This window comes from Streptomyces sp. NPDC059906, assembly GCF_042730645.1.
Lineage (GTDB): Bacteria > Actinomycetota > Actinomycetes > Streptomycetales > Streptomycetaceae > Streptomyces > Streptomyces rubrogriseus.
In genome coordinates this window covers 81,941-102,600 of the sequence record NZ_JBHWKU010000018.1, presented here as the reverse complement: position 1 = coordinate 102,600, position 20,660 = coordinate 81,941, and the positions used below count along the sequence as shown (strand labels likewise).

Genomic DNA, 20,660 nt, shown 5'->3' with positions numbered 1-20,660 from the left:
CCCGGTCATGCTGCCCCCGGTGGAATCGGACGAAGAGCGGGACGCGGTCGTCCCCGACGAGACGGTGATGCGCCTCGGTGCGGCCGACCTGTGCGCACGCCTGGGCCTCGCGGACGCACCGCTGACCCGCTTCCCGGACGGCTCCCAGCCGGTCTACGCGGTGGGCGACGAGCACGTGCTCAAGCTGTTCCCGGGAGCCGCCGCGCAGGCGGGCATCGCGGAGGGCCGGGTCCTCACCCACCTCCAGGGACGGCTGCCGACACCGACTCCCCGGGTCCGTGACTTCGGCCCCTGCGAGAACGGCTGGCAGTACGTCCTGATGTCCCGCCTCCCCGGCGAGAACCTGGCCCGCGCCTGGGACCGCGTGCCCCGCGACCACCGCGAACGGCTCGTCACCGAGGTCGGGGAAACCCTCGCGGTACTGCACTCCCTCGACCCCGGTCCCCTCGGGGACGTCCTCGGCCCCGGCGACTGGGGCGCCTTCCTGGACCGTCAGCGAGCCGGCGCCGTGCGACAGCAGCGCGCCCACGGGCTGCCGGCCGGCTGGCTGGAGCAGATCCCCGACTTCCTGGCCTCGGTCCCGCTGCCGCGCGACCCGGACCGCTGCCTGCTGCACACCGAGGTGATGCGGCAGCACTTCATGGTCGACCCCGAGGGGCGGCGGCTGACCGGGCTCTTCGACTTCGAACCCGCCATGATCGGTGACCGCGCCTACGACTTCGTGGCCGTCGGCCTGTTCGTCACCGGCGGCGACCCGGACCTGCTGGCCCGCCTGGCCAAGGCGTACGGCCACACCTTCGACCCGTCGGTACTGCTCGCGTACACGCTGCTGCACGTGTACAGCGACCTCCCCTGGTACCTGCGTGAACTGCCCGTACCCGGCGTGGAAACACTCCCGGCGCTCGCGGAGGCGTGGTTCGGCACCACGAGGGTCAGTGGCTGCCGGTGAGTTCGCCGGTGAGCCTGCCGTGGAGGTCGGCGCTCGGGGTGTTCAGGCCGGTGATCTCGACGGTCTTGCCGCGTTGCTCGTACTTCGTCTCGATCGCGTCCAGGGCGGCCACGGAGGAGGCGTCCCAGATGTGGGCGGCGGAGAGGTCGATGACGACCCGGTCCGGGTCGCCCGCGTAGTCGAACTGGCCGACGAGGTCGTTGGAGGAGGCGAAGAACAGCTCCCCGGTGACCCGGTAGACGACCGTGGTGCCGTCGGGGTCCGTGACGGCGGTGACCTGGGCGAGGTGGGCGACGCGCCGGGCGAAGACGACCATGGCGGTGACGGTGCCGACGACGACGCCGATGGCGAGGTTGTCGGTGGCGACCACGACGATCACGGTGATGACCATGACGGCGATCTCCCCGGCGGGCATCCGCCTCAGGGTCCTGGGCGCGACGGAGTGCCAGTCGAAGGTGCCGAAGGCGACCATGACCATGACGGCGACCAGAGCGGCCATGGGGATGTCGGAGACGACCGGGCCGAAGACGATGCACAGCACCATCAGGAACGAGCCCGCGAGGAAGGTGGAGACGCGGGTACGGGCGCCGGACACCTTCACGTTGATCATGGTCTGGCCGATCATCGCGCAGCCGCCCATCCCGCCGAAGAAACCGGTGACGATGTTGGCGACGCCCTGGCCGATGGACTCACGGGTCTTGGAGGAGTGGGTGTCGGTGATGTCGTCGACGAGCCTGGCGGTCATCAGCGACTCCATCAGGCCGACCAGCGCCATGGCGAGGGCGTAGGGCGCGACGGTGGTCAGGGTGTCCAGGGTGAAGGGCACGTCGGGCAGCCCCGGCACCGGCAGCGAGGACGGCAGTTCGCCCTTGTCGCCGACGGTGGGCACCGCGATCCCGGCGGCGACGGTGATCACGGTGAGGATGACGATGGACACCAGCGGGGCCGGGACCACCCTGGTGACCCTCGGGAAGAACACCATCAGCGCCAGGCCGCCGATGATCAGCGGGTAGACCGGCCAGGGCACGTCGTGCATCTCCGGCACCTGCGCCATGAAGATCATGACGGCGAGGGCGTTCACGAAGCCCGTCATCACCGAGCGGGGCACGAACCGCATGAGCTTGGCCACGCCCACCGCGCCCAGGACGATCTGGAAGACACCGGCCAGGATGACGGTCGCGACGAGATGGCCCAGGCCGTGTTCCCTGTTCATCGGCGCGATGACGAGTGCGACCGCGCCGGTGGCTGCGGAGATCATCGCGCGGCGACCGCCGACGACGGAGATCGTCACGGCCATGGTGAAGGAGGCGAACAGGCCGATCGCCGGGTCGACACCGGCGATGATCGAGAAGGAGATGGCCTCCGGGATCAGCGCCAGGGCGACGACGAGACCGGCCAGCACCTCGGTGCGCCAGACCTTCGGATCGTTCAGCCAGTCAGGCTTGAGGGCGCGCAGCCGCGCGGCCGGAGTAGTGGGAGTCACAGCGGCAGAAGACAAGAAGACGCGTACCTGTCGTGCTCGGGCACACCCACGGGCAGGCCGTGCGTGCGGCAAGGGCGCGCAGGGAGCCGGAACGGCACCCCGCGGGCGACCCGCGGAGCGGGCCGGAAGTCTGGGGACGAGAGGCGAGGGACGCGGGGCCGGACCGATACGGACCCGGCCGGGCTGCTCACATCCAGAGGCGAAGGCTCACGGCGGGCACGCGGCGGCGACCGGCTTCAGAGGCTCGCGCACGCACTCTCCCGCGGGAATCGGATCTTCGCCGGGGGCGTCATCGGCCCCGGAACGACAGAGCGGGGTAACCGGGGCCACCCTCGCCGCCCTCAACTCTACCCTAACGTTAGAGTAGAGATCGACGGACCGCCGGGCTGACGGACCGACGCGAAGGGCCAGGAGAACAACGGTGGACGAATTGGACGACGTGGACGACAGGCACATGCAGATCGGTGAGGTCGCCGCGCGGACGGAGCTGTCCCTGCGCACCATCCGGCACTACGAGGAGACCGGCCTGGTCATCCCCTCCGACCGGTCCCAGGGCGGCTTCCGCCTATACACCGAGACCGACGTCGCCCGGCTCATGGTCATCCGCCGGATGAAGCCGCTCGGCTTCACCCTCGAGCAGATGCGCGACCTGCTCGACGCCACCGACCGCCTGGACGGCGACGCCGCCGCCCTCGACACGGCCGAGCGCGACGCCCTGCTGGAACGCGTCCGCACGTACCAGCAGGCCGCCGCCGAACAGGTGGAGAAACTCCGAACCCAACTGTCCCGCGCCGAGGACTTCGCCACCACCCTGACCGCCCGCCTGAACCGAACGGTCCCGCCAGCCGACACGCAGCACGGCGACGGCATCAAGAAGTCGCGTTGAGCGTCGACCTGCCCTTCTTCCGGTATCATCCGGACCCCCTGGCAAGCGGGTCCATCCGCACGTCCGCCGAGCCATGCGCCTGCTGCGGCCGCAGCACGGGCTGGATCTACACAGCCACGTTCTACTCCGTCCACGAGGTCAGCGGACGTTTCTGCCCCTGGTGCATCGCAGACGGGAGCGCGGCTGAACGCTTCGCAGGTGAGTTCACCGACTCCTACGGTCTCGACGGCGTGTTGCACGAGATCACCCGCCGCACACCGGGCTTCCACGCTTGGCAGGATCCGCACTGGCTCGTCCACTGCCACGACGCGGGTGCCTTCGTGGGCGAAGTCGGGTACACCGAGTTGGCGGAGCATCCCGAAGCCCTCGACCAGCTACGTGCCGACCTGCGCCTTGACGGCCACTACGACGAAGGCCGGCTTGAGCGTCTCCTGGCCCACCTGGGCGAGGGGATGACCGCGATGCTCTTCCGGTGCATCGTCTGTGGCGCGCACCTCGCCTACACCGACGCATCCTGAAGACCGTCTGCCGTGGCGAGTCCACGACATGCGCAAACGTGTCCTGGTAGCTGTCTGGTTTGGGAACCCGTCCTCATGTGTGCCGTCCCGTGCCGACTGAAGCAGCAGCCGCGCGAGTTCGAGGAGCGCGGCCCGAGGCCTGCGGCGGCGTGCGTCATGCATTTCGAGGCATATGCCGTTGACTGCATGGCGGAGGGATGGCAGATCGAGATCGAACCCGAAGTGCGGGATTGCCCGAAGCCGCTTCCATTCCGCCTGTACCGGCGGGCCGAGGTCCGCGAGGCAGCAGAAGTTGAGCGCGCACAGTCTGCGAAACCGAAACCGAAACCGAACCCGCCCACGCCCAGCACATCTACGAGCGGCGCAAGGGGAGCTGATGAACCACAGCACATGGAGGACGCGTCGGACTCGCCTGCTTGAGGGCGAGGCGGTGGAGTACGACCAGGAATACGTCGACGCCCGCCTGGCCGGCGACCTCGGGCAGGCGGTGTACGACCGGAGGACCGAGCCGGGGCTCTCCCAGTCGGAGCTGGCAGACCTGGAGCCGGGATGACCCAGCCCCAGGTCTCCCGGACGGAGGGGGCGACACCGTGCCGACGCTCCCGCTGCTGCGACGCCTGGCCAAGGCTTCGGCCGGCACACTGAACCTGACCATTGACAAAGGCGACTCACACGTCCCCCACACGCCGCCTGAACCGACGAAGGGCACCTATGAACGACTGTAGGTGCCCTTTCCGGTGCCCCCGGCAGGACTCGAACCTGCGACACCCGCTTTAGGAGTTCGATCTATGCCCGTCCTACGTGTCGTTGTCGCCTGATCCGGCGGCCGTTCCAGGGTGCTGTTGTGCGTCCCCGCCCGGCCTCGTTGATGTCACCGTTGGATGTCAACGGAACAGGTCCGGAGCTGGGCAGACCTCCAACACATCCTCCGGCCGGTCTGACCATCGCCACCACGTGTGCCGTTCGGAGCACCGCCACACTGCCCGGCAAGTCCGCCGCCCGTCGTCTTCCCGCTTGGCGAGGATCAGCCCGAGCGACCTCAGAGGTTGGCTGCACTCGGGACAGGATGCGGTCTCGCCGCTTATTACGTGCACTTTCATCCTTGCCGCGCTCGCCACGGTTCGACATGGTGGCACCTAGCTCTCTGGGTATATCCGCCGTGGACGCCTGCACTGACTGCACCCCAGAAGGGCTCTGCGTCCCGGAAGTGGCCTCCGCCTGTATGCCACTCAAGGCCCGGGTAGGCGTCGCGAAGAGCGCAAAGGGCTGCTGAGGCGAGGCCGCAGCGCTTGAACCCTTCATAGGCGTAGGGGGATTCCACCCAGCCCATGTCGCAAGTCTTGCAGACCACGTACTCGACCTCGAAGGCCAGTTCGGTACCGAAGTAGGCTGCGCGTATCCGCCAGCCTTGCCGTTCGTAGTGTCCGGCCGGTCTGTCGACCCAGGGTCTGGGTGGCGGTGCTGTGGATGGCTTGTAGTCGTACGACTCGGGGTTAACCCATCGGCGGAAGCGGTCGCGCCACGATGGCTTTTCGGGCCAAGCTCGTACCCAGTGCACGAAGCCGGCCTGCCGGGCCAGGTCGCGGATTGGCGTCTCGGTTGTTCCCACGGAGCCCCCTCGTAAACGCAAAGAGCTGCGCTCAGCTCGACACTGCCCCACCCGCGAAGCCGACTGCAAGGTCTCCCAGTACGTCACAAATGGTGCTGGACCACTGCTTCATGCTGCTCAACTTCGATGCACCAGCCATACGGTTCTCCTCGTCGTTCGTCTTCGAGTCTTGGTCGTCGTCGTTCAACTTCGATGCCAGGACCTTGCAGATGACGGCTGCGGAGAGGGACAGCGCGAGACTCGGCAGTGCCGAGCTGAGCGCAGCTCCGTTGGCATCCTAACCATGCTCGGCAGTCAGCGAGGTGTGAATGAGACGCAACGAGCAGGGGTATGCCAGGGGGCCCTATCGGCTGATTGGGATCTCGTAGACGATCTCGCAGTGAGCCGCAGGGACCACGATGTCCGCTGTCTCCACGGGTCGACCGTCGTCGCTGTAGTACGTCCGTCGGATGTGTGTGACGAGTGCGGCTTTCTGAGTGCCGAGTAGCGAGGCCTCCTCGGCGGTCGCCTGCCTCGGCTCGGGCTGCTCCACGGCGTGGCTGACCGTGATGCCGATCGCGGCCATGCGGTTCACGACGCCCGCTCCAGCGTGCGGCCCGCCCTCAGGAAGAACGACGAGAGTGCCGGCGGTGAGGTCGTACGGCTCCCAACTGGTCGAGAGCTGCACGGGCCTGCCGTCGGCCAGGAACTCGTACGCGGTTCGGACGCACAGCTCGCTCTCGGCGATCCCGAGTCGGGCGGCGATTTCCGCCGGGGCCGGCACCTTGGCGTCGGTCCTGCTCTCCCAGTCGCCCTGCCTGCCGACGGCCTTCATGTCCGCCCGGAAAGGCGACCCTTCGGGCTGCTCGCGCGCCGACGACCGCACCACGCGTACGCGTTGCCGGGGCTCGGCGACGTAGGTGCCCGAACCGGCTCGACCTTCCAGCACGCCTTGGGAGATCAGCAGCTCTTGAGCCCTACGGACGACGTTCTCGCCTACGCCGCACTCCTGGCCGATCTGCGCGCGGGAGGGCAGCCGGTCCCCCGGTTCCCACACATGCTCCGCGATCCGCTGCCGTAGCTCGTCGGCGATGCGGAGATAGGGCGGCTGCTCAGGCATATGGAAAATCTAGTCCACTAGCTCTAATCTAGTTAACTAGCTTTACTCAAAGTGATCGCCGAGTGACGGAGGCTTCCCTGTGCCCGCTTCGCGAGTGAGCGCGGAGGCCATCGCCGCCCGGTTATCGGCGGTCGGGCTCACCACACGCGTGGAGGAGCACGACCGGTGCATGTCGGTCGAGGCGGAGGTGCCGGAATCGCTCTCCGCCGAGTCATGGCGGGAGGTCCTGGAAGTCCTGGCGGAGGCCGATCGATTCGGGCTCCACGCCACCAGCTTGAACGGCCGCACCCTATGGGCGGTCGTACGCAAAGCGGCCCCCACGACGGGCGATGTCGGGGGACCGAGCTATCAGCGATAGGAGCTGAGCAGCGTGCTCAACCGTATCCGCCGTGCCGTCTCGCTCGCCAGAGCGCGGTACTTCCCCAAGGGCAGGCACCGCCGAGCCTTAACGCCGTCCCGGACGGCTGTAGCGACGCCTCCCCCGCTCGCCGCAGAGCCACCGGCCGTCCCGGAATGGATGCCGGACTCCGCCGACCGCCTTCACCTCCTCCTGGGCGAGGACAACGCGCTCGTCCGCCCGTACGTGCTGGCCTGGGAGCGGCAGCGCGCACGCCAACGCTCGATGGTCGTGGCGCCGCGACTGTCGGCCGAGGCGTTCTCGGCCCTGGCAGGTGCTCGCTGATGCCCCCTCGTCAACGCCTCCACATTTCGGAAACCGCGGCGGCTGCCTACCGGTCGACCGCATGCCGGGTCGGCACCCACACAGCCTGTGCGGAAGCGTCGCCATCCCTTGCGCCGGTCGACCTGCCGGTGATCTACGAGACGTGCGCCTGCCCCTGCCACCCCGCGCCGGACCACTCCACGCGATCGGCGGTGAACCGGTGAGCAACTGGGCGCCCGGGGGTGCGCTGGCATCCAACGTCGAGATCACGGCAGCCACCGTTCTGCGGGGCGACATCATCCAAGTCGGCGGTCGAGCCTGCCGGGTGAGCGACCTCTTCCAGTTGCCCCAGGGCGCGAAGCAACTCCTGTTCGAGTCGGGAGAGCTGCTGACCATAAACGGGCGAACCCGACTCGTCGCCGTGCGGATGACGAGAAGGCGGTGACACAGTCCATGACGTCACGCCGCCTCGTCGTCGCTGACGACCTGAGACGCCAGATCACGACCGGCCGAATCGGACCCGGTGAACGGCTCCCGTCTGAGTCCGCCCTGGCCGACCGGTACAAGGTCAGCACGGCCACACTGCGAAGCGCCCTCGCCGTACTCCAGGGAGAAGGCCTCGTCGAGAAGATCCACGGCAAGGGCAACTTCGTCCGCCGCCCGCTGCGAAAGATCACGTACGTCGGTGGATGGGGCACGCTGGATCCTCGGACTGCCGCAGACGTGGACCTGCGCGTGACAGTCCGCACTACGGCACTGCCCGCGCGGGGCCACCTCACAGCGCTGCTGAAGGTGGACGACGGAAGCCCACTGACCGAATTCCTCCGACTCAGCTACGAGGGAGAGTCCCCGCACAGCCTGGCCCGCGTCTACGTACCACGAGACCTGACACCGACCACGGCGCTCAGCAACCGGTCCTCAAGGACGTGGGCGGAAGCCAGTTTCTCTGTGCCGGACCCGCCGCCGGCCGAGGTGCACGAGATGGTGTCCGCACGTCTCCCAACGCCGGATGAGGCGTCGACCCTGCGGATCAACACAGCCTTGGCCGTCCTCGCGATCACCCGCGTTGCGGCAGACAACACCGGGCGAGTCATTGAGGCGGCATTACTGGTGTTCCCTGGGGATCGTGTCGACGCCGTCTTCAGCACCCACCACGTGATCGAAGAAAGGCAGGCGCACAGGTGACGCCGCAGAACGAACTACGACTCCTCCCGTGGTCGGGCCCGGATGGCAAGCCCTGCTACCTCAGCACCGATGACAGCGGCGGCTACATGTCCCGCCTGGCGGACAACATCGAAGCGGTACAGCTCGGGATGGCAACCGATCTTCTGGAGCGGGCCGCCGGAGTCCTCGGCGACCAGGACGCCGGCCGCGATGACCTGCGGCTCATGCTTATCGAAGTGACCCGAGCCCTACGAGACGCGGTCCGCGTGGCAACCAGCCGCGGTCACCTCCTGGCGGTGAGCGAACTCCAGTCCTAAAGGGCACGGTCAAGGCGGCGAAGCCCGCCTACTGATCGCCGCTCCCGCTGACCAGCGGTCCTGGCGAAGCCCACGGCTCTGACCAGCCCAGATGCCGTGGGCTTCTGTGTTGTCGGTCGGCGTTGGGCGCCCTTGGACGGCCCAGAGACGGCCCCAGACTCCGGGTCCTACGGACTGGAGCTGACCCGTTGGCACGGCTCTTCGTCACTCCAGGTGGATGGAAGCGACCGGCAGTTGTTCCTTGTAGCGCCACGTGAAGGTGCGGTCAGGTTCGAGGTGGGCCTCTCCCCAGTAGATGGCATGAATGCCGTTCTCGGCGTCGGCCGTGAAGAACACACAGACAAGCCTCGTTGAGGCTCCCAGCTCCTCGAAGGCCTCTTGAAGCCCCAGGTACTCCTCAGTCGCCACGGTGCCGTCGACGTCAAACAGAGCGTCTGGACCCTCCGGCCCGTGAGCCCGAAAGAGGCGACGGCGAGTGGGTGAGACGTTGGCGGGCAGTCGGGCCCGGTCCAGGGGCTTCGGCTTGTCGCCGTATCGGAACGGGAAGAGTGCGTGATCGTGAATCACCGCATACTCGTACCCACGCACGTCCCTTACCGACTCTCCCAGCTTCCGCGCCGTCTCCGCCAGGTTCTCGCGGACCACCCCGGCGAGGGTGACGCCGTAGGGACTCCGCTTCTTCAACCCTGCCGCGCGGTGTGCGGCATGAGCCTTGGCGTGGGCCTCGGCCAATTGCACCGGGACAGCCGCGGAGACTGCGCCGGCATGCTGCCCGAACCGCTCGACAGCCCAGGCCGAAGGTCCCAACGCACAGTCACCCGACATACACACACTACCTCTACGCGACCACCCCGCTTCGAACTGTGTGACACGTCCAACAGGGGATACAAGGTGGTGATTCGGCCACGGGTGTCCGCTTCGCAACACAGCCACAACTGATCACGCGCGGCCGTGACCTGCGGCCGCCTTACCGATCAACGCCCTGACCTGCTGCTGAGCTGTCGGTAGCTGTCGACGTTGGCGCCCTTCTACGGCCCTAGGACGGCCCGGGAGGGCGTTCGTATGTGTAAGTACCGCATCTGGGTTTCCCTCCTGTTAGCGCCCTGTGACCGTGCACCCCTTCATGGCGAGGATTGGACTGCATCGTCGCTGGTTCCGGACGTGAACATTCCACATCAGCGGCCTCAATCGAAGAGTGATCACGCTACGCGCAGGAAAACCCACTCCCTGTAGCTTGCGAGCATCGGTCATAGCCGATACTCTCGGAACAGTCAACAAAACCCTTCCATGGAGGTAACCCACAGCTACACTTCCCTTACGCAGCCATGAGATGGGCGCTCGAAGTGCGCGCAGCCTCTCCCGTGGTGGTGGGTCGCGTCCACGGGGAGGGGGCAGTCTGACCAGTCGACGATGGCGGTTCTATAGGACCCGTAACGACAAAGATGTTGTTAGAGAGGATCTTAAGAGCCTTGGGGTGGGGGCCCGTGCGGCTGTTCTCGACGCCATGAAGCGCGTCGTGAAGCAGGAACACATGCCTTATGAACAAGAGTCGGTCGGCAATGGGATATTTGCTGTCCGAGTTTTCTTTTCCGGCTGCACTTATCGGCTTCTCTACTCGCCAGTAGGGAGTCACGATCAAGTGTTTCTTGCGCTTCACGTCATCAACAAGAAAGACAGGAAGCTTCCCAAGGCGGCTAAAGATCTAGCGATCGAAAGACTGAAGGACTGGACATCACGCGATTAGCTCAAGGAGTGTCATGAGCCGAGACGAGCTGGATGACCTCGATGTTTTCATTGAGGAAGAGCTGGCAAATCCCGAGTTTGAGGCTGCCTTCGAAGATGCGCGTAGTCGTAGTTCGTTGCTTCGTCGCATGGTTACCCGTAGGAAGGCGCGGAGGATCAGCCAGGCTACGGTCGCTGAGCGGATGGAGACCACACAGTCCGCAGTATCCGAACTTGAATCGGGGAGCACTGATCCGCGTCTTTCGACAATGCAGCGTTACGCTAGGGCGATAGGCTGTCGTCTAGACGTACGACTCAGGGACGATGGCGGAGATTGGCGCTTCAGCAATGCTTATGCCGTCGGCGCTGTACATCGCGAGGGTAATCGCGCAAATGCAGCTTGGGTTACGGAGGAAGCGAACGCTACCTTCAGCGGTAGCAATGTCTGGTCCTCTTCGGTTTACGCGCTGCGACGTGAGGGCGTGAATCGCTGATATGGAATCTCCCGCTGAATATGCGGAATCATTGCGGCTTGCCTCGACGCTACATGAATCCGCTAATCTCCGTGGAATCCGACTGAACTCGCTTGAAGCGAAGGTAACGGATCGGAAGCCTGACCCGCCTTACAATGTGGTCACCGAGTTGAGTCCGAGTGTCTCAGTTGCGGAGAAGTCGATCACCTTTGAGGTCCAATATGAGGTGACGGTCTCAGCGGAAGACCAGGAGGTCTTCCGGATCTCATGTGCTTTTCAAGCGGGCTATGAGCATGAGCTCGATGACGTAACGCTCGATATGGCCTCCACCTACGGCGACGTAATTGTTCTCGCTACGTTGCACCCCTATGTTCGCGAACTCGTGCACAGGGTCAGTTCGGATCTTGGTTTTCCTGGTCTCTTCCTGGATAACTTGGACAGTAAAGATCTGTTCCGATTGTTGAGTGAGGAAGAGATCAAGAAGGGTGACAAGGGCGACTAAGTCCAGAGTGAGCGACTAGCGCCGCACAATGTGATCAACGTGAGGTCCCTAGACGAGAAGCCTACGGCGTCTGACGAGTTCAGATGCCGTGGGCTTTCTGCGTTATCGGCCAGCGGTGTAAGGCCTCACTCGTCCGTAGGGGTTGCCCGTGCCGGCAATGTCAGGTGTCGAGGAAGTCCCAGTCTTCCCCGAGGACCCATCGGAGCGCTGAGAGCTTGCCGTGGACGAATCCCCAACCCCAGTCATCCCACGGACCGACATTGTCCTTGCCATAACGCTGCTCGATGTCACGCATGGCAGCGTCCATGTTGCCTTGTAGTCCCGGTTTTAGTGGTTCATGATCTCCGCCCTTGATCTTTTCCAATAGGATTAGTTTACGTACGTACCAAATTTTTTCGAAGTATTCATTCTCCGCCCTCAGGATCTCGGTAAGTGGTCTGGTTTCGGTGCGCACTAGATCTACTTCCTCGGTCAGCTCCGTAAACTCCTTTCTGAAATGGCTCAACATTATGGAGTTCAGCCCTTCTACCCCATGTGCATACCGTGAGCGCACTTGATCGAATATGTCGGCCAAATCGGGATGAGGTTGTCGCCGGTCACCCTTGGGGGTTGAGAAATCCTCATGATTCGAGGTCGCAAAGCAGGTTACGGTGCCGGGTTCTTGCTCGGTGTTAACGGCTGTTCTGTACAGCTCGATGAGCAAGGCGTCTGCCACGCTGTTCTTGTTGAGGTGGAGGGGTGCCTTCTTCTCCAGTCCGCGCTTGACTGCGGCTTCGTGCTCGACAGATCCGGGCGCAATCCTCTTGCCTCGTTGCAGGAGTTCGGATATTTCAGAGAAATTCTGAAGGGAACTTTCCGCGACGTATGGGATCTGGTGGGTAATCTCAGATATCCAGCGCTGCGCCTCGTCGTCTCCGTACTCCTGTAGGTCCTGCTTTAGAAGGCGGAAGCGCTCACGAACGCTTTGGGTTGCTGCGCTCTCTGCCCGCGGGCGGTTTCGCTCGAATTCATCGATGATGAGCGAAGGAACCAATATTTCTAGTTTCCCTTGATACTTGAGAGCTCTTATGGCGACGATTGTTTGTTGTCCATCCCGCCGCCGAGCCATGTCAAGCCATACAGATGTATCGATGAGAAGTCTCAGCACGGGCCACAGGTTACGGCAGTCTGCGTCGCAGGAGTGGCGAAAAGGTCGGCGGAGCGGCTTTGGGCTGGAGCTGCTTTGGGGCGAGTGATCTTGGCCCCGTAAGCTGATGGCGAGTCGGGCAGTCTGTGGACCTGCCCGTTAAAGCACGACGTTGGGGCCAAGATCTTAGAGGCTCGCCCCAAAGTGGCTGCCTAAAGCCGTGGAGCCGACCGCCCCAGCCACAGAGGGTGTCTCCCCACTTCATGCCCGCAGCCGCCGAGCGCGCCGCCGGGCGCGGTCAGCCGGGGCGAAGACAGGAGGCGGGCCGCGCCGTAGAGGCGGCGCGCGCCCGCGCCGTGCGCGGGCCTTGATGAAGTAGGGAAAGTCTTATCCCGCTGGGATGAGGTGCTTGCCGTCGTGGCTTCGTACGTGGGGGCCGTTGCCGTCCAGGGCGTCCAGGAGTCTGATCGCGTAGACCTCGGCCATGCGTTCGCTGACCTCGGCGGGTGTTAGCCAGGAGACGGCTGTGGACTCGCTTGAGGTGCGTTCGGTGCCGCCGGAGGGCTTGCAGCGGAATACCAGGGCGACGATGCCTCGGGTGGTGTTCTTGTAGACGCCGGTGAGTTCGTCGACCTCGACGTGGATGCCGGTCTCTTCCCAGACTTCGCGGGCTACGCCGGCCTCTGGGGTCTCGTTGAGTTCGAGTACGCCGCCGGGGAGTTCCCAGGTGCCGCTGTCGGCTCGGCTATGGGAACTGCGGTAGAGGGGGGGCAGGTCCGGGCCTCGGTACGTGCAGATCGCGGACGAGATCGTGCAGCAGATCCGGGCGGGTGTGCTCAAGCCCGGTGACATGGTGCCGAGTGAATCGGAGCTGGTGGACCGCTACGGCGTGTCCGGGGGCACGATCCGCAAGGCCATGGTCGAGGTGCGGGCGAGTGGGCTCGTCGAGACACGGCACGGCAAGGGCTCGATCGTGAAGGACCGGCCGCCGGTGCGGCACCGTTCCTCCGATCGCTTCCGGCGTTCGCTCCGTCAGGGCGGCAAGGCTGCGTACCTCGCGGAGTCCGCGCAGTTCGGCGCTACGGCCAAGCCGAGACCTGGACCGCCTCTACCCGGACCGGCGCCTCTGGGCCTGGGCGCACATGCTCGGCTTCCGCGGCCACTTCTCCTCCAAGTCCCGCCGCTACTCCACCACCCTCGGTGCACTCGCCAGACCCGCGCCGACTACCGCGCCGCCCAGGAACACGCCGCCCTCCCAGGACAACCGCGAGCCGGACACCGTCCTCGTCCTCACCGACTGGCAGTACGCCGGCCACGGCCACAGCCCTGGCGAGTCCGCTCTCGCTGCCACCATCGCCCGGGATCTCCAACTCAACCGAGAAACCGCACGCGAAGCACTGCAAGACCAACTGGCCCTGGAAGGAGCCGCAGCATGACCACTGTCACTGTCACCGCCGAGCTGCTGACCGTGCCGGAAGTCATGGCGCGTCTCAAGGTCGGGCGCTCGAAGGTCTATGACCTGATCCGCTCGCGTCGACTCGTCTCGATCAAGATCGATGGGGCGCGTCGTATCCCCGCTGCCGCTGTTCGGGACTTCGTCCTCGGCCAGATCGAGGAGGCTGCCTGATGGCTGGTCCGCGCAAGCGCAATCCGAACGGCGCCGGCACCATCACCAAGCGCAAGGACGGCCGGTACCAGTGCGCTGTCTACGTCCTCCAGCCGGACGGCACCCGCGCTCGCAAGTTCGCCTACGGCAAGACCTGGGCCGAGTGCGACGTCAAGCGCCGGGAGCTGCTCGCCAAGGTGGACCAGGGCGTGCCCGTGCCGACCAAGTCGGCCAAGCTCTCGGAGTGGTTGCCTTACTGGCTGGACAGCGTCATCAAGCCTCGGCGGAAGCTCAGCACGTACGACAAGTACGAGGCGCACGTCCGGCTCTACCTCGTGCCGTTGCTCGGCGCCAAGCGGCTCGAATCCCTCGGCGTCGCCGACGTACGCCGCTTCCTCGTCCGCCTGGAGAAGGAGACAACTGCGGCGACCGCCAAGGAATCCCACCGCGTCCTGCGTTCGGCGCTTTCCTCCGCCTGTCGCGAGGAGCTGATCACGCGCAACGTCGCCAAGCTGGTCGAGCCGCCCCGCACCGACAACCGCGAACTGAAGCCCTGGACCCTCGACGAGACTCTGGACTTTCTCGCGGCATCCCGTAAGGACCCGCTGTACGCGGCCTTCGTGCTTGCCATCGCCATGGGGCTCCGCCGGGGAGAGATCATCGGCCTGCGCTGGTCGGACCTCGACCTCGGCATCCGTGTTCTACGTCCGCCAGCAGACGCAGCGGCGTCGGGGCGTCCTCTACGACGACGATCCGAAGAACCGCCGTCGCCGGGCCGTCCCGCTGCCCGCCCTCTGCATCGCGCCCCTGCGCTGGCACCGGATGCGGCAGGCGGCTGCTCGGGTCAAGGCGGGGGAGCAGTGGCAGGAGTCCGGCTATGTCTTCACCACCCGGACCGGCCGCCAGGTCGAGCCGCGGAACGTCTACCGCTCCTTCACTCGCGTCGCCGAGTCCGCCGGCCTCCGCGTGATCCGGCTGCATGACGCCCGGCATGGCACCGCCACGCTCCTCACGGCGGCCGGAGTCGCGCTCCGTGTCGTGATGGAGATCCTCGGGCACTCGCAGATCAGCATCACCATGGATGTCTACACGCACGTCGTGCAGGACACGCAGCGCGAGGCCATGAGTCACATGGACCGGCTGCTCAGGAAGCGGCGTCCTGATCGTGGGTGATCGCCCGCGTTGATGTCAGAAGTGGATGTCAAAGGCCACCTAGGAACGTTCCTAGGTGGCCTTTTCCCTGGTGCCCCCGGCAGGATTCGAACCTGCGACACCCGCTTTAGGAGAGCGGTGCTCTATCCCCTGAGCTACGGAGGCGGGGCTGACTCGCGACAGTGTAGCGGGTGAGCCCCGGCGGGCGCTGGGGACGCCGTGCGTGAGGGGGAGGGGGCGCAGGGGGACGGTTGGGGGCGACGGCGGTGTTGCGGTGGGCTGTTTCGTGTGGGTGTGGCCGGGTGTGTTTGCACCCAGGTCGTGCGTCGGACTGTGCGGGGCGCGGCGCACCATGTCGTCCGTACTGTCGGAACCGGGAGGGGCGTGGCCCCGTCGAGCGTCCGCCCCACCAGGTCCACCGGCGCATCCTCGAAGCGAGGCCCTCGGCCGGCTCGAGCGTTGCCCACAGACGCAGGAGAGGTACGGCGTCATCTGGACGCCGATGCGCCACTTCCGCCTGGACGACGCGGCTGGCCCGCATCGGCAAGGACCGGGCAGCGTCTAGCGGTTGAGGTCGCCGTCGTTCACCAGTCCCGCCTCGTACGCGATGATCGCCGCCTGCACCCGGTTGCGGACCTCCAACTGGGTGAAGATGGCGCTGACATACGTCTTGATCGTGCCCTCGACCAGGTGCAGCCGCTGGGCGATCTCCGCGTTCGACAGTCCGGCCCCCAGCATGCCGAGGACCTCCTGCTCCCGCTTGGTCAGCAGCGTCGTGCGCTCACCCGACACCTCCGAGCGCGGTGAGGGGGCCCGGCGCAGCTCGGTCATCAGCCGCCGCGCCACCAGCGGGGAGAGGCAGGAGCCGCCGGACGCCACGGCCCGTACGCCGGAGATCAGGTCCCGCGGGTCGGACGCCTTGAGCAGGAACCCGGCCACCCCCTGGTCCAGGGCCCGTTCGATGTACCGGTCCTCGCCGAAGGTGGTGAGGACGACCACCGCGGTGTCCGGGTTGGTGGTCCGCATCTCACCCGCGGCCGTCAGGCCGTCCATCTCCGGCATCCGGATGTCGAGCAGGGCCACGTCGGGCCGGTGCTTGCGGGCCAGTTCGACCGCCTCCCGGCCGTCGGACGCTTCGGCGACCACCTCGATGCCCGGTTCGGTCGTCAGGATGGCGCGAACCCCGGCCCTGATGATGGTCTCGTCGTCGGCGAGCAGTACGCGAATCATCCGATGCCTCCCTGGTGGTCAGAGCGTGTCTGGTCAGAGCGTGTCCTTGGCCATGAGGACATCATCCTTGAAGCACAGCCGGTACATGGCGCCGCCGAAGTCGAGCAGACCGCTGCTCGCCCGGTAGTACTCGCAGGTCGTGCCGGCCGGGACGGACGGCTCGGAGGTGACCGGCGGCGGCTTCCTGATCCGGCGCTCCGGCAGCGCGGGCGCCAGATCGGCGCGGGTCTCGCCCACCCGGATCCGGGCGTAGTCCTCGGGGGCGAGGGACGTGGTCGCCGAGGTGAAGACGTAGAGCCCGCCGAGGAAGGCCACGATGGCGGCGCCGAGTACCGCCGGGATCAGCGCGGCCCGCCGGGCGTCCCGCCTGATCCGGGCCCGGGTGCGCAGCAGCGCGGCCCGGGAGGCGCTGCGCCACGGCCCGGAGGGGGCGGGCAGCTCCGCCGCGTCGGCCGCGGCCCGCCCCTCGTTCCCGGCCGTCGCGGCCCCGGGCACCGTGCCGTCGCTGCCCGTGCCACCGGCTGCCGTGCCGTCCTCCCCGTCGGCCGGGCCCGGCGAACCCGGCCCCGGCGGTTCGGTGGACCGCGACGGTGGGGAGGCGCCGTGCGGCAGTCGCGCGTACACCTCGAAACCGCCCGCGCGCGGGCCGCCCTCGCGCGGGCCCGTGCGCAGTGTGCCGCCCGCGAGCCGGACGCGTTCGTCGAGGCCGATCAGCCCCGCCCCGCTCCCGGCCGCCGGAGCGCTTCCGCCCTGCTCCGGCCGCTCGTTGACGACCGACACCACCGTCTCGTCCGCGGTGTGCGTCACCCGTACGGCGATGGGCGCGCCCGGCGCGTGCTTGGCCGCGTTGGTCAGCGCCTCCTGCACCACCCGGTAGGCCGCGAGGTCGGACAGCGGCGGCGGGCCGGGCCGCTCCCGGGCCCCGTCCTCCTGGAATCCGACCGGCGTACCGGACCGCTGGAAGCGGCGCACGAGCTGGGCGACGGACTCGTCGGCGGGGGTCAGCGACGGATCGGGGTCCTCCCGCAGCAGCCCGATCACCTCGTGCAGCCGCTCGGTGGCCGTCGTGCACCGCTCCCGCAACTGGCCCACCGACTCCCGGTGCCGGTCCGACAGCCCGGGGGCCAGCTCCAGGCCGCCGGCCAGCAGGGCCATCACGCTCAGCTCGTGGCCCAGGGAGTCGTGGATGTCCTGCGCGATCCTGGCCCGCTCCTTCATCCTGGCCTGGTCGGCGATGTAGCGCTGGCGCCACTCCAGTTGCTCGGCGTGCTCCCAGCCGGCGTGGGTCAGCGCGGTGCGCCGGCTCCACCAGTTGCCCGCCCACCAGGGCAGCACACAGGCGACGAACCCGGTCATCAGCAGGCTCAGCCGGTCCTTGCCCTGGCCGACGGTGCCCACCAGCGGGAGCCCGGCCACGGCGACACCGAGGAACACCAGGTGCGCGGGCCACAGCCGGGTCAGTCTGCGGCCCGCGAGGCAGCTCAGCACCACCGTCGCCATGGCCGGCCACAGGTTCGTCCCGAACCACGGACAGCACAGCGTGAGCAGCGCCGCGAGCAGCAGGGACAGCAGCGGCGCGGTGCGCTGCACCACGACCGCGGCCGCGATGAGCAGACAGGCGGTCAGCCAGGCGACCGGCGCGGTCCCGAGCGTCCCGGTGGCGAACGCGGAGGGCACGAGCAGCACGAGCAGCAGCACGAGATCGGCGCGCCGGGTGAACGGGCGCTCGGAGCCGAGGACCCGTACAAGCGATTCGATTCGTCGTCGCACGGCCTGCCATCGGTGCATTCCAGCACGCTACAAGAGCGGCCCCGGCCGCCGGATCTGCCGAAAGTCGACTGCGGTCGTTGCCGATCGCCAGATGTTTCGGCCCCTCGCCTCTCCCTAGCGTTGAGGACGTGCCTTTGGAAGGAGCCACCAGGCGATGATCACTTTGGACCGACTGACCAAGCGGTACGGCGACAAGACGGCCGTCTCGGACCTGTCGTTCGAGATCAGTCCGGGAAAGGTCACCGGATTCCTCGGCCCGAACGGCGCGGGAAAGTCGACGACGATGCGCATGATCGTCGGTCTGGACGCGCCCACCTCGGGGCGGGCCCTGGTGAGCGGCAAGCGCTACGAGGAGCTGCGGCACCCGTTGCGGGAGGTCGGTGCGCTGCTCGACGCCCGCGCGGGCCACCCCGGCCGTTCGGCCCGGCACCACCTGCTCGGGCTGGCCCGCAGCAACGGCATCCCGGCGTCCCGGGTCGGCGAGGTCCTTGAGACCGTGGGCCTGTCCGAGGTGGCGAACAAGCGCATCGGCTCCTTCTCCCTCGGCATGGGCCAGCGGCTCGGCATCGCCACCGCCCTGCTGGGCGACCCCGAGGTGCTGCTCTTCGACGAGCCGGTCAACGGACTGGACCCGGACGGTGTGCGCTGGGTCCGCGAGCTGATGCGTTCCCTCGCGGCGGAGGGCAGGACGATCTTCGTGTCCAGTCACCTGATGAGCGAGATGCAGGAGACCGCCGACCACCTCCTGGTCATCGGCCGCGGAAGGATCATCGCCGACGCGCCGATCGAGGACGTCATCGCGGGCAGCTCGCTGACCGCCGTACGGGTGCGGACCCCGCGGCCCGACGTGCTCAGGCGGGAGCTGCTGGAGTCCGGGCTGCGCGTCGAGCCGAACGCGGACGCCGCGCCCGACGAACTCCTCGTCGTCGGCGGAACCCTGGAGGAGATCGGCGACCTCGCCTTCCACCACCGCGTTCCGATCCACGAACTCAGCATGCGCAAGGCCAGCCTGGAACAGGCGTACATGGAACTCACCGCCGCGAGCGTGGAGTACGGCTCTCCCGCGCTCTCCCGGGTCACCGAAGTCCCGGACCACCAGCCGGACCACCAGAAGGCGTAACTGGATATGACTACTGCAACCGTCCCCAAGCTCGTGGGTCCCGTGAAGGGCGGCGGCTTCAAGGGTGCCGTCGCCTTCGAGTGGACCAAGTTCCGGAGTGTGCGGGCCACCTGGTGGAACCTGGCCGTCGGCCTGCTGCTCACCGTGGCCTTCGCCGCCATGGTCGGCGCCTCCGCCGACGCCAGCGCGAAGAAGGGCGTCGACGTCACGATGCCCGCCCCGCACCACGCCTCGCAGGCCTTCCTCATCTCCCAGCTGACCATCGTGGTGCTCGCCACCCTCGCCCTCACCAGCGAGTACTCCAGCGGCTCGATCCGCACCACGCTGCAGAGCGTGCCCGCGCGCGGCCGGATGCTGCGCTCCAAGACCCTGGTCGTCGCCGCCGTCGTTCTCGCGTCGGGCTTCGTCTTCAGCCTGCTGGGCACCCTGGTGGCCGCGCCCCTGATGGGCGACTACGGCGACTACAGCGGCGGCCAGCTGTTCGGCACCGCGCTCGGCGCCGGGGTCTACCTCGCCCTCCTCGCCGTCATGGCCATCGGGCTCGGCACCGTCCTGCGCAGCGCCGCGGGCACCATCACGACCCTCATCATGGTCCTGCTCGCGCTGCCCCAGCTGATGGGCGTCCTTGGCGCCAAGTGGCTGGAGACCGCCTCGGACTACATGCCGAGCGTCGCCGGTACCGTCCTGCTGACCCAGGACAGCGACCCCTACGGCGCCGGCACCGCGCTGCCGGTCCTCCTGCTGTGGGCCCTGGCCGCCTACGCCGCCGGCACCGCGGTGCTGCGCCGCCGCGACGCCTGACCCGCCACTCGTCCGGGCTCCCCCGCAGGGGGCAAGGGGCCGTGCTCCGGCTGCCGGAGCACGGCCCCTTCGGTGTGCCCGGCTCGCCCGACGGGTGTGATACCGGTGCAACAAGAGGCCCAAAGCGGGGCCCGCCAAGGTGGCGGAGGCCCATAGCGGGGCCCGCCAAGGTGGTGGAGGCCCATAGCGGGGCCCGCCAAGGTGGTGGAGGCCCATAGCGGGGCCCGCCAAGGTGGTGGAGCCGTATCCGTCCCCCACCTTGGAGGCCGCCCGTGCGCACCACCATCAGGACCCGGACCACGCTCGCCGCCGTCGGTGCGGCGCTCGCCCTCGGCGTCGCCGCCGCGCCCGCCCAGGCGGCCCCCGCGCACAAGCCGCAGCTACTCTCCTCCTTCACCCGGACCAGCGCGTCCAGCCTCCAGCCAGAACGCCTGGCTCGCGGCCAACCAGGGGCGGCGGGTCCGCGGATCCG

General features: G+C 67.4%; 22 protein-coding genes, 1 tRNA gene and 4 pseudogenes. 19 read left to right on the top strand and 8 right to left on the bottom strand.

Features of this window, described 5'->3' with window-relative positions; all coding sequences use genetic code 11:
* Positions 1-7: 7 nt before the first annotated feature.
* Positions 8-949 (top strand): phosphotransferase, encoded by a 942-nt coding sequence (locus tag ACFV9J_RS25700; protein WP_385357499.1) that lies wholly within the window; start codon positions 8-10, stop codon positions 947-949.
* Here the strand turns inward: ACFV9J_RS25700 and ACFV9J_RS25695 are convergent.
* Positions 933-2,432: a SulP family inorganic anion transporter gene (locus ACFV9J_RS25695; RefSeq protein ID WP_385357496.1), complete on the bottom strand. Its 1,500-nt coding sequence runs from the start codon at positions 2,430-2,432 to the stop codon at positions 933-935. The two genes, ACFV9J_RS25700 and ACFV9J_RS25695, sit on opposite strands and share 17 nt — an antisense overlap.
* Positions 2,433-2,853: 421 nt before the next feature.
* On the opposite strand from ACFV9J_RS25695, the gene ACFV9J_RS25690 reads away from it, so the two are divergent.
* The 3 genes and pseudogenes from ACFV9J_RS25690 (at position 2,854) to ACFV9J_RS25680 (ending at position 4,561) form a co-directional block, all read left to right on the top strand.
* Positions 2,854-3,318: a MerR family transcriptional regulator gene (locus ACFV9J_RS25690; protein ID WP_385357494.1), complete on the top strand. Its 465-nt coding sequence runs from the start codon at positions 2,854-2,856 to the stop codon at positions 3,316-3,318.
* Positions 3,315-3,836, top strand: coding sequence for a CbrC family protein (locus ACFV9J_RS25685; RefSeq protein WP_385357492.1), 522 nt, complete (start codon positions 3,315-3,317; stop codon positions 3,834-3,836). Before ACFV9J_RS25690 ends, ACFV9J_RS25685 begins: the two co-directional genes overlap by 4 nt.
* Positions 3,837-4,212: 376 nt before the next feature.
* Positions 4,213-4,561: pseudogene (locus ACFV9J_RS25680) on the top strand (helix-turn-helix domain-containing protein).
* Positions 4,562-5,788: 1,227 nt separating this feature from the next.
* On the opposite strand, the gene ACFV9J_RS25675 reads toward ACFV9J_RS25680, so the two are convergent.
* The gene (locus ACFV9J_RS25675; RefSeq protein WP_385357489.1) at positions 5,789-6,544 is read right to left on the bottom strand and encodes a GntR family transcriptional regulator; all 756 of its coding nucleotides are present in this window, start codon (positions 6,542-6,544) and stop codon (positions 5,789-5,791) included.
* 79 nt (positions 6,545-6,623) lie between these two features.
* On the opposite strand from ACFV9J_RS25675, the gene ACFV9J_RS25670 reads away from it, so the two are divergent.
* From ACFV9J_RS25670 to ACFV9J_RS25650, 5 genes are all read left to right on the top strand, one after another.
* A complete protein-coding gene (locus ACFV9J_RS25670) occupies positions 6,624-6,902 on the top strand; it encodes a hypothetical protein (RefSeq protein ID WP_385357487.1) in 279 nt (92 codons plus the stop codon).
* A 12-nt stretch (positions 6,903-6,914) separates the two neighbouring features.
* The gene (locus ACFV9J_RS25665; RefSeq protein ID WP_385357485.1) at positions 6,915-7,226 is read left to right on the top strand and encodes a hypothetical protein; all 312 of its coding nucleotides are present in this window, start codon (positions 6,915-6,917) and stop codon (positions 7,224-7,226) included.
* Positions 7,227-7,425: 199 nt separating this feature from the next.
* Entirely contained in the window at positions 7,426-7,650 is a 225-nt protein-coding gene (locus ACFV9J_RS25660; protein WP_053637609.1) for a hypothetical protein, read from the top strand.
* 8 nt (positions 7,651-7,658) lie between these two features.
* The gene (locus ACFV9J_RS25655; protein ID WP_385357483.1) at positions 7,659-8,390 is read left to right on the top strand and encodes a GntR family transcriptional regulator; all 732 of its coding nucleotides are present in this window, start codon (positions 7,659-7,661) and stop codon (positions 8,388-8,390) included.
* Positions 8,387-8,686, top strand: a complete 300-nt coding sequence (locus ACFV9J_RS25650) for a hypothetical protein (RefSeq protein WP_385357481.1) — start codon at positions 8,387-8,389, stop codon at positions 8,684-8,686. Before ACFV9J_RS25655 ends, ACFV9J_RS25650 begins: the two co-directional genes overlap by 4 nt.
* 204 nt (positions 8,687-8,890) lie before the next feature.
* Here ACFV9J_RS25650 and ACFV9J_RS25645 read toward each other — a convergent pair whose 3' ends face one another.
* The gene (locus ACFV9J_RS25645) at positions 8,891-9,331 is read right to left on the bottom strand and encodes a hypothetical protein (RefSeq protein ID WP_385357479.1); all 441 of its coding nucleotides are present in this window, start codon (positions 9,329-9,331) and stop codon (positions 8,891-8,893) included.
* Positions 9,332-10,016: 685 nt separating this feature from the next.
* On the opposite strand from ACFV9J_RS25645, the gene ACFV9J_RS25640 reads away from it, so the two are divergent.
* From ACFV9J_RS25640 to ACFV9J_RS25630, 3 genes are read left to right on the top strand one after another with little or no spacing between them, the layout of a single operon-like run.
* A complete protein-coding gene (locus ACFV9J_RS25640; RefSeq protein WP_385357477.1) occupies positions 10,017-10,430 on the top strand; it encodes a type II toxin-antitoxin system RelE/ParE family toxin in 414 nt (137 codons plus the stop codon).
* A gap of 13 nt (positions 10,431-10,443) precedes the next feature.
* Complete coding sequence (locus ACFV9J_RS25635) at positions 10,444-10,902, top strand: helix-turn-helix domain-containing protein (protein ID WP_385357475.1); 459 nt, start codon at positions 10,444-10,446, stop codon at positions 10,900-10,902.
* A gap of 1 nt (position 10,903) precedes the next feature.
* Complete coding sequence (locus ACFV9J_RS25630; protein WP_385357474.1) at positions 10,904-11,383, top strand: protein-export chaperone SecB; 480 nt, start codon at positions 10,904-10,906, stop codon at positions 11,381-11,383.
* Positions 11,384-11,543: 160 nt separating this feature from the next.
* Here ACFV9J_RS25630 and ACFV9J_RS25625 read toward each other — a convergent pair whose 3' ends face one another.
* Both ACFV9J_RS25625 and ACFV9J_RS25620 read right to left on the bottom strand, forming a co-directional pair.
* Positions 11,544-12,530 carry a PIN domain-containing protein gene (locus ACFV9J_RS25625; RefSeq protein ID WP_385357471.1) on the bottom strand — a complete coding sequence of 329 codons (987 nt, stop codon included), beginning with the start codon at positions 12,528-12,530 and terminating at the stop codon, positions 11,544-11,546.
* Positions 12,531-12,896: 366 nt separating this feature from the next.
* Complete coding sequence (locus ACFV9J_RS25620) at positions 12,897-13,283, bottom strand: NUDIX domain-containing protein (RefSeq protein WP_385357622.1); 387 nt, start codon at positions 13,281-13,283, stop codon at positions 12,897-12,899.
* A 16-nt stretch (positions 13,284-13,299) separates the two neighbouring features.
* On the opposite strand from ACFV9J_RS25620, the pseudogene ACFV9J_RS25615 reads away from it, so the two are divergent.
* The 4 genes and pseudogenes from ACFV9J_RS25615 to ACFV9J_RS25600 all read left to right on the top strand — a co-directional run.
* Positions 13,300-13,599, top strand: a pseudogene (locus ACFV9J_RS25615) (GntR family transcriptional regulator); the annotation flags it as partial.
* Positions 13,520-13,945, top strand: coding sequence for a replication initiator (locus tag ACFV9J_RS25610; protein ID WP_385357619.1), 426 nt, complete (start codon positions 13,520-13,522; stop codon positions 13,943-13,945). The pseudogene ACFV9J_RS25615 and the gene ACFV9J_RS25610, both read left to right, overlap by 80 nt.
* Positions 13,942-14,136, top strand: a complete 195-nt coding sequence (locus ACFV9J_RS25605; RefSeq protein WP_385357616.1) for a helix-turn-helix domain-containing protein — start codon at positions 13,942-13,944, stop codon at positions 14,134-14,136. The genes ACFV9J_RS25610 and ACFV9J_RS25605 overlap by 4 nt, the downstream gene beginning before the upstream one ends.
* Positions 14,136-15,288, top strand: a pseudogene (locus ACFV9J_RS25600) (tyrosine-type recombinase/integrase). Before ACFV9J_RS25605 ends, ACFV9J_RS25600 begins: the two are co-directional and overlap by 1 nt.
* Positions 15,289-15,356: 68 nt before the next feature.
* On the opposite strand, the gene ACFV9J_RS25595 reads toward ACFV9J_RS25600, so the two are convergent.
* The 3 genes from ACFV9J_RS25595 to ACFV9J_RS25585 all read right to left on the bottom strand — a co-directional run bounded on the left by ACFV9J_RS25595 (position 15,357) and on the right by ACFV9J_RS25585 (position 18,285).
* Positions 15,357-15,432, bottom strand: a tRNA-Arg gene (locus ACFV9J_RS25595).
* A 396-nt stretch (positions 15,433-15,828) separates the two neighbouring features.
* Positions 15,829-16,497: a two component system response regulator gene (gene absA2, locus ACFV9J_RS25590; RefSeq protein WP_385357469.1), complete on the bottom strand. Its 669-nt coding sequence runs from the start codon at positions 16,495-16,497 to the stop codon at positions 15,829-15,831.
* 33 nt (positions 16,498-16,530) lie between these two features.
* The gene (locus tag ACFV9J_RS25585) at positions 16,531-18,285 is read right to left on the bottom strand and encodes a sensor histidine kinase (protein WP_385357466.1); all 1,755 of its coding nucleotides are present in this window, start codon (positions 18,283-18,285) and stop codon (positions 16,531-16,533) included.
* A gap of 136 nt (positions 18,286-18,421) precedes the next feature.
* Here ACFV9J_RS25585 and ACFV9J_RS25580 point away from each other — a divergent pair, with 136 nt between their 5' ends.
* From ACFV9J_RS25580 to ACFV9J_RS25570, 3 genes and pseudogenes are all read left to right on the top strand, one after another.
* Positions 18,422-19,387 (top strand): ABC transporter ATP-binding protein, encoded by a 966-nt coding sequence (locus ACFV9J_RS25580; protein WP_385357464.1) that lies wholly within the window; start codon positions 18,422-18,424, stop codon positions 19,385-19,387.
* Positions 19,388-19,393: 6 nt separating this feature from the next.
* On the top strand, positions 19,394-20,188 hold the full coding sequence (locus tag ACFV9J_RS25575) for an ABC transporter permease subunit (protein WP_385357462.1): 795 nt from the start codon (positions 19,394-19,396) through the stop codon (positions 20,186-20,188).
* 272 nt (positions 20,189-20,460) lie between these two features.
* Positions 20,461-20,644: pseudogene (locus tag ACFV9J_RS25570) on the top strand (hypothetical protein); the annotation flags it as partial.
* Between the last annotated feature and the right edge of the window lie 16 nt (positions 20,645-20,660).

What these genes read in the sequence shown, in the direction of transcription:
- ACFV9J_RS25605 (WP_385357616.1), top strand. Translation starts at nt 13,942, where the DNA reads ATGACCACTGTCACTGTCACCGCCGAGCTGCTGACCGTGCCGGAAGTC.
- ACFV9J_RS25675 (WP_385357489.1), bottom strand. Translation starts at nt 6,544, where the DNA reads ATGCCTGAGCAGCCGCCCTATCTCCGCATCGCCGACGAGCTACGGCAG.
- ACFV9J_RS25585 (WP_385357466.1), bottom strand. Translation starts at nt 18,285, where the DNA reads ATGCACCGATGGCAGGCCGTGCGACGACGAATCGAATCGCTTGTACGG.
- ACFV9J_RS25630 (WP_385357474.1), top strand. Translation starts at nt 10,904, where the DNA reads ATGGAATCTCCCGCTGAATATGCGGAATCATTGCGGCTTGCCTCGACG.
- ACFV9J_RS25635 (WP_385357475.1), top strand. Translation starts at nt 10,444, where the DNA reads ATGAGCCGAGACGAGCTGGATGACCTCGATGTTTTCATTGAGGAAGAG.
- ACFV9J_RS25655 (WP_385357483.1), top strand. Translation starts at nt 7,659, where the DNA reads ATGACGTCACGCCGCCTCGTCGTCGCTGACGACCTGAGACGCCAGATC.
- ACFV9J_RS25700 (WP_385357499.1), top strand. Translation starts at nt 8, where the DNA reads ATGCTGCCCCCGGTGGAATCGGACGAAGAGCGGGACGCGGTCGTCCCC.
- ACFV9J_RS25580 (WP_385357464.1), top strand. Translation starts at nt 18,422, where the DNA reads ATGATCACTTTGGACCGACTGACCAAGCGGTACGGCGACAAGACGGCC.
- ACFV9J_RS25575 (WP_385357462.1), top strand. Translation starts at nt 19,394, where the DNA reads ATGACTACTGCAACCGTCCCCAAGCTCGTGGGTCCCGTGAAGGGCGGC.
- absA2 (WP_385357469.1), bottom strand. Translation starts at nt 16,497, where the DNA reads ATGATTCGCGTACTGCTCGCCGACGACGAGACCATCATCAGGGCCGGG.
- ACFV9J_RS25640 (WP_385357477.1), top strand. Translation starts at nt 10,017, where the DNA reads ATGGGCGCTCGAAGTGCGCGCAGCCTCTCCCGTGGTGGTGGGTCGCGT.